General features: G+C 75.3%; 6 protein-coding genes. All 6 read right to left on the bottom strand.

Annotated elements, in window-relative coordinates; all coding sequences use genetic code 11:
* On the bottom strand, positions 1 to 1,827 hold a 1,827-nt coding region (locus IE321_RS40175; RefSeq protein WP_190226584.1), incomplete at its 3' end, for a fumarate reductase/succinate dehydrogenase flavoprotein subunit.
* A gap of 50 nt (positions 1,828 to 1,877) precedes the next feature.
* Positions 1,878 to 2,639, bottom strand: a complete 762-nt coding sequence (locus IE321_RS40170; protein WP_190226583.1) for an ABC transporter ATP-binding protein — start codon at positions 2,637 to 2,639, stop codon at positions 1,878 to 1,880.
* Positions 2,636 to 3,526, bottom strand: a complete 891-nt coding sequence (locus IE321_RS40165; RefSeq protein WP_190226582.1) for an ABC transporter permease — start codon at positions 3,524 to 3,526, stop codon at positions 2,636 to 2,638. The genes IE321_RS40170 and IE321_RS40165 overlap by 4 nt, the downstream gene beginning before the upstream one ends.
* Positions 3,523 to 4,881, bottom strand: a complete 1,359-nt coding sequence (locus tag IE321_RS40160) for an ABC transporter substrate-binding protein (RefSeq protein ID WP_190226581.1) — start codon at positions 4,879 to 4,881, stop codon at positions 3,523 to 3,525. Before IE321_RS40160 ends, IE321_RS40165 begins: the two co-directional genes overlap by 4 nt.
* Before the next feature lie 16 nt (positions 4,882 to 4,897).
* Positions 4,898 to 5,125: a 4Fe-4S dicluster domain-containing protein gene (locus tag IE321_RS40155; RefSeq protein ID WP_030497738.1), complete on the bottom strand. Its 228-nt coding sequence runs from the start codon at positions 5,123 to 5,125 to the stop codon at positions 4,898 to 4,900.
* A gap of 42 nt (positions 5,126 to 5,167) precedes the next feature.
* Entirely contained in the window at positions 5,168 to 5,935 is a 768-nt protein-coding gene (locus IE321_RS40150) for a GntR family transcriptional regulator (protein WP_190226580.1), read from the bottom strand.
* Between the last annotated feature and the right edge of the window lie 267 nt (positions 5,936 to 6,202).

Raw genomic sequence — 6,202 nt, 5'->3', positions numbered from 1 at the left:
CGGGGCGGGCTCCGGGACGGGCCGGGCCGTCGGCGCCGCCTCGCGCGCTCCCGCCGTCGCCACCGGCACCAGCGCCACCTCGCCCAGCGGTCGCTCGGGGCCGCCCGGCGGCGCGAACTCCGGCACCGGCACCGCGTACGGCTCCACCGGCCGGGCCGTGAACTCCATCGCCCCGGAAGCCGACCTGCGCAGGTCCAGGTGGTACAGCCACTCCGCGTCGTCCTGCTCCGGGTGGTCCAGCCGCTCGTGGTACAGCCCCCACCGGGACTCGGTCCGGGCCAGCGAGGCGCGGGCCGCCATCTCGGCGCAGTCCCGGATGAACGACACCTCCGCGCAGCGCATCAGCTCGTGCGGGGTCCGCCCGCCCATCCCGGCGATCTCCCCCTCCATCCGGGTGAACGCCTCGACCGCCAGGGACAGCTTCGCCCCCGACTTCGGCGGCGCCACGTAGTCGTTCACGAACCGGCGCAGCTTGTACTCGACCTGCGGCTGCGGCGGCCCGTCCGGGTGCAGCAGCGGCCGGTAGACCAGCGCGTGCGCCGCCTCCAGCTGCGCCCGGTCCAGCTCGCCCTCGTACGCCCGGTGACGTGCCGCGTCCTCGCCCGCGAGGTCGCCGTAGACGAAGGCGCCGATCATGTAGTTGTGCGGGACGCAGGCCAGGTCGCCGGCGGCGTAGAGGCGCGGCACGGTGGTGCGGGCGTGCGCGTCCACCCGGACCCCGGAGGCCGAGTGCCCGCCGCACAGGCCGATCTCGGAGATGTGCATCTCGATGTCGTGGGTGCGGTAGTCGTGCCCCCGGCCCGCGTGGAAGGTGCCCCGGGTGGGCCGCTCCGTGGAGTGCAGGATCGACTCGACCGCCCCGATCGTCTCCTCCGGCAGATGGCTGAGCTTCAGGTACACCGGCGCCCGGTCGGAGGCGAGTTCGGCCGCGAACTCGGCCATCATGTGCCCCGACCAGTAGTCCGACTCGACGAACCGCTCGCCGTGCCGGTTCACCTGGTAGCCGCCGAAGGGATTGGCCACGTAGGCGCAGGCCGGGCCGTTGTAGTCCTTGATGAGCGGGTTGATCTGGAAGCACTCGATGCCGGTGAGCGCGGCGCCCGCGTGGTACGCCATCGCGTAGCCGTCGCCGGCGTTCGTCGGGTTCTCGTAGGTGCCGTAGAGGTAGCCGGAGGCGGGCAGGCCGAGCCGGCCGCAGGCGCCCGTCGCCAGGATCACCGCGCCCGCCCGGACGATCACGAACTCGCCGGTGCGGGTGTGGAGTCCGGCGACGCCGACGGCCCGGCCGTCCTCCGGGTGGGTCAGCACCCGGACCGGCATCACCCGGTTCTCGATCCGGATCCGCTCCCGCATCTCCCGGCGCCGCAGCTGCCGGTACAGGACCTTCTTCACGTCCTTGCCCTCGGGCATCGGCAGCACGTAGGAACCCGAGCGGTGCACCTGCCGCACCGCGTACTCCCCGTGCTCGTCCTTCTCGAACTTCACGCCGTACGACTCCAGCCGCCGCACCATGTCGTAGCCGCGCACGGCGGTCTGACGGACCGTCGACTGGTCGACGAGGCCGTCGTTGGCGCGGGTGATCTCGGCGACGTAGTCGTCCGGGTCCGCCCGGCCGGGGATCACCGCGTTGTTCACCCCGTCCATGCCCATGGCGAGGGCGCCCGAGTGCCGCACGTGCGCCTTCTCCAGGAGGAGGACGTCGGCGCCGCGCTCGGCGGCGGTGAGGGCGGCCATCGTGCCGGCGGTGCCGCCGCCGACGACGAGCACGTCGCAGGAGAGCTCGCGCGCGTCGGCGAGGGCGGGGACGGTGGTCAGAGGGGAGGACACGACGGACCTTTCCGGCAGGGGGGAGCGGAGGGGGAGGGGGTACGTAGGGCTCAGAGGGAGTCGAGGACGCGGCGGCGCAGCGCGGCGGTCGCCGGGGCGTCCCGGGCGGCGCGGTCCCGGGGGTGCGGCACGTCGAGGATCCGGCCCGAGGGCAGCAGGGCGATCCGGTCGCCCAGGTGGACGGCCTCGTCCACGTCGTGCGTCACGAAGACGACGGTCGCGCCGGTGCCGTCCAGGATGCGGGTCAGCAGGTCCTGCATGCCGGTCCTGGTGTGCGCGTCCAGGGCGCCGAACGGCTCGTCCATCAGCACCGCGCGGGGCCGGCCTGCCAGCGCCCGGGCCAGCTGCACCCGCTGCCGCTGTCCGCCCGACAGCTGGTGCGGCCACCTGGCCGCGTGACCTGCCAGCCCCACCCGCTCCAGCCACTCCTCGGCGTCCCGCCGGCGGGCGGCCCGGTCCACGCCCCGGATCGCCAGCGGCAGCTCCACGTTGGCCCGCACCGAGCGCCACGGCAGCAGCGCGTCGTGCTGGAAGACCAGTGCCCGGTCGGCGCCGGGGCCGCGGACCGGCGCCCCGTCCTGCGTGACCCCGCCCGCCAGCGGCGGCAGCAGCCCGGCGAGCGTGCGCAGCAGGGTCGTCTTGCCGCAGCCGGACGGGCCGACGACGGTCAGCACCTCGCCGGGTGCCACCCGCAGGACGAGCCGCCCGGGCAGGGCGGAGCCGTCGGGGTGCCCGAGCCGCACCCCGTCGAGGGCGAGCTCGGCGCCCGCGAGCGGGGGAGCGGCGGGAGGAGAGGTGACGGTGGCGCTCATGGGACCGGCTCCTTCTCGGGGAGGGGCGCGGGGACGTCCGCGGAAGCGGGGGCGGACGCGGGCGCGGGTACGGGTGCGGACGGGGCGGTACGCGGCGCCGCGCCCCGCGCCGCCGGACGCGGCAGCCAGGCGGTGACCCGGCGGCCGGCCAGTTCCACCACGGTCGAGGTCAGCAGGCCCAGGGCGCCGATCGTGACCATGCCGACGAAGACGCCGGGGTAGTCGACGACCGTGTAGTCCTGCCAGGTGCGGTAGCCCACCCCGTACTCGCCGGAGATCATCTCGGCGGAGATCACACAGATCCACGCCACCCCGATCCCGACCGAGAGCCCGCCGAACACCCCGGGCAGGGCGCCCGGCAGGACCACCGACCACAGTACCCGGGCCCGCCCGCCGCCCATGGTGAGGACGGCCTCCTCCCACCCCGGGCTCAGCGCCCGCACCGCGTGCCGCGTCGACACCAGCACGGGGAAGAAGGCGGCGGCGCAGGTGATGAAGACGATGCCCTGCTCGTTCGTCGGCAGCAGCAGGATCGCCACCGGCACCAGCGCGATGGCCGGGATCGGGCGCACCACCTCCACCAGCGGGCCCAGCAGGTCGGCGGCCCAGCGCGAGCGGGCGATCGCCGTCCCGGCGGCCACGCCGAGGACCGCCGCCAGCAGGAAGCCGGTCACGATCCGGCGCAGGCTGTGCCCGAGGTCCTGCCAGTAGGCGGCCGTGCCCACCCGGTCGGCGAGCGCCGACGCGACCTCGCCGACCGTCGGGAACTGCTCGAACCGCAGCCACAGGTTCACGTCGTACGCGGTCAGCAGCTGCCACGCGCCGAGCGCCGCGAGCAGCGAGCCGGCCCGGACGAGCCGGCGCCCCGCGCGCGAGCCCGCGCTCACGAGCCCGCCGCCCGTACCGCGTCCGCGTACGCCACGACCCGGGCCCCCGGATGCCCGGCCAGCCACCGGTCGGCGGCCGCCCGGGTCACGAACGCCCGCCACGACCCGCCGTCGGCCACCCACACCGCCCGGTCCGCGAACCACAGGGTCCCCGTCACCGCGTCCGGCACGTACGCCGCCCGCACCGTCCCGGGCCGGGCCGCCGCGACCGCCGCCAGCAGCTCCCCGGCGGTGCCGAAGGACCGGGTCGCGGACCGCCCGCGCAGCCACAGCTCCGCCTTCGCCGCTCCGGCCCTCGGATAGCCGGCGGCGGTGACCGCCCTCCTGAGCGGCGCCGGGTCGACGAAGGCGTCCACGTCGACGTCCTTCACCAGACCGGCCTCCCGCAGCACCGGGACGTCCTCCTTCAGCGCCGCCAGCAGCTCGGGGCGCAGCGCGGGGTCGAAGGTCGCGATGCCCTGGGCGCCGTTGTAGAGGTACACGACCTCCGCCGGCAGCCCGGTCTCCTTCGCGACGGACTCGGCGGACTCCACCGGCGCCGACCGCAGCCGGTCGGTCGCCCGCCGCTGCGCCCGCAGGAACGCGTCCAGGACGTCGGCCCGCTCGCGCGCGAACTCCTCGCGGACGGTGACCCCGTGGAAGGTCGGCAGGTCCAGCTCGGCCCCGTCGTACAGCGCCTCCGCCTTTCCCTGGAAGGCCAGCAGCCCCGGCCAGGCCACGAACTGCGAGAGGGCGTCCACGCTGCCGCCCGCCAGCGCCGAAGCGCCCACGCTGGGCTGCTGGTTGAGCTTGGACACGTCCTTCGCGGGGTCGAGCCCGGCCCGGCGCAGCGCCCGGACGAGGGTGCCGTCGGCGGCGGATCCGACACTGGTCGACACCCGCTTCCCCTTCAGGTCCGCGAGCGTCCGCAGCCCCGAACCCGGCGCGGTGACCACGGTGTTGAGGCCGCCGCGCAGGTTGTAGCCGGTCACCGACACCAGCCGGGTCGGCTCCCCCAGCTGCCGGCCGCGGGCCGCGTTGAGCAGCAGCGGGAAGTCGCCCATCGAGCCGATGTCGATCTTCCCGGCCGTCATCTGGGCCGTGATCGGGGCGCCCGTCGCGTAGTCCTGCCACTGGACCCGGTAGCGCACGCCGTCCTTCCGGCCCCGCTCCGCCAGCTCCTCCTCGAAGTAGCCGAGCGAGCGCAGCAGGGTGCCCGCGGTGACGGTGTTGATGGTCTTCGACTGGTAGCCGACGGTCACCGTCACGGTGCCGTCGGACGCGTCGTCGGCGCCCGCCGGGCCGCCGCAGGCGGTGGCGAGCGGGAGCAGCAGCGCGAGCGGCACCAGCGCCCGCGCGAGTCTCTTCGTGTTCATGGGAGTTCGGGGCCTTTCACCGGAGCAGGTAGGGCATGTTGACGGTCACCGCGCCGGTGGGGCAGCGGGCCGCGCACGGGCCGCAGTACCAGCACTCGTCGACGTGCATGTACGCCTTGCCGTCCTCCTCGCGGATCGCGAGCGAGTCCAGCGGACACATGTCGACGCAGAGGGTGCAGCCGTCGATGCAGCGGGACTCGTCGATCGTCACGGGCACGTCGGCGCGCTGGGGCACGAGGGGCATGGCGGGCTCCAGGAGAAGGGGCGGAAGGAGGGGGTGAAGGGTTCAGGGGGAGCGGCGGAGCACGCCGCTCATGGTGATCCGGTCGCCGCGGAAGCGGATGAACTCCAGGTCCACGGGCCGGCCGCAGGGCAGATGGGTGAGCCGTTCCAGCAGCAACAGGGCAGCGCCGCGCGGCGCCTGGAGGACGGCCGCCGCGTGCGCGTCGGCGTTCACCGCCTCCAGGGTGATGTCGGCGTGACCGAGCGGGCCGCCGGTCAGCTGCTCCAGGAGCCGGAACACGTCCGTGTTCTCCAGGTCGCAGCCGAGGAGTTCGCCGCCGACGTCCATCGGCAGGTACGACAGGTCGAGCGAGAGCGGCAGTCCGCCCAGGCGGCGCAGCCGCTCCACGCACAGCACGTCCGCCCCGTCCGGCAGACCGAGCCGGTGGGCCACCGGCCCCGGCGCCCGCACGGGGCCGAGGTTGCGCACCTCGTTGGTGACGTGGCCGTGCTCGTGCAGGGTCTCGGCGAGCCCCTGGAGACGGTTCAGGCCGTGCGGGTACTTCTCGCCGACGACGACCGTCCCCACCCCCGGCTGCCGCTCCACGAGACCCTCGCCGCGCAGCAGGTCGAGGGCCTGCCGGACGGTGTTCCGGCTGGCGTGGTGGTCGGCCGTGAGCACGTCCTCCAGCGGCAGCACCCCCTGCGGGAAGGCGCCGGTCAGGATCTGGTGCCGCAGCAGGTCGGCGAGTTGCCGGGCCCGGTCCGCGCGCAGCCGGCGACGGCGGGCGGCGGCGACCGGGAGGGCGGCGGGGGTGCGTTCGGCGGGCATGGCAGGGAACGTAACCGGGGTCCGGCCGCGGTGGTGTTGCCGCAGTATTGCGCCACCGGCAGCCCGCCGCGTACGGCTCTGACCTGCGGGGACGCGGAGGCGGGGCGGACATCCGCCACCACCGCGCCCACCAGCCGGACATCCCGCCGCCCACCAGCCGGACACCTTCCGGGGGTGCCCCCGACGGGGCCGGCCGCGGAACCGGGCCCAGCCGCGGCTCGGCCGCGGAACCGGGACGCCCGGCCGCGCGGGCCCGGTTCGCGGCCA

It is taken from the genome of Streptomyces hydrogenans (genome assembly GCF_014656075.1).
In the GTDB taxonomy this organism is placed as follows: domain Bacteria; phylum Actinomycetota; class Actinomycetes; order Streptomycetales; family Streptomycetaceae; genus Streptomyces; species Streptomyces hydrogenans.
Note: the sequence above shows the minus strand (reverse complement) of the source record. Positions and strands in the feature narration are given on the sequence as shown.

What these genes read in the sequence shown, in the direction of transcription:
- IE321_RS40170 (WP_190226583.1), bottom strand. Translation starts at nt 2,639, where the DNA reads ATGAGCGCCACCGTCACCTCTCCTCCCGCCGCTCCCCCGCTCGCGGGC.
- IE321_RS40160 (WP_190226581.1), bottom strand. Translation starts at nt 4,881, where the DNA reads ATGAACACGAAGAGACTCGCGCGGGCGCTGGTGCCGCTCGCGCTGCTG.
- IE321_RS40155 (WP_030497738.1), bottom strand. Translation starts at nt 5,125, where the DNA reads ATGCCCCTCGTGCCCCAGCGCGCCGACGTGCCCGTGACGATCGACGAG.
- IE321_RS40150 (WP_190226580.1), bottom strand. Translation starts at nt 5,935, where the DNA reads ATGCCCGCCGAACGCACCCCCGCCGCCCTCCCGGTCGCCGCCGCCCGC.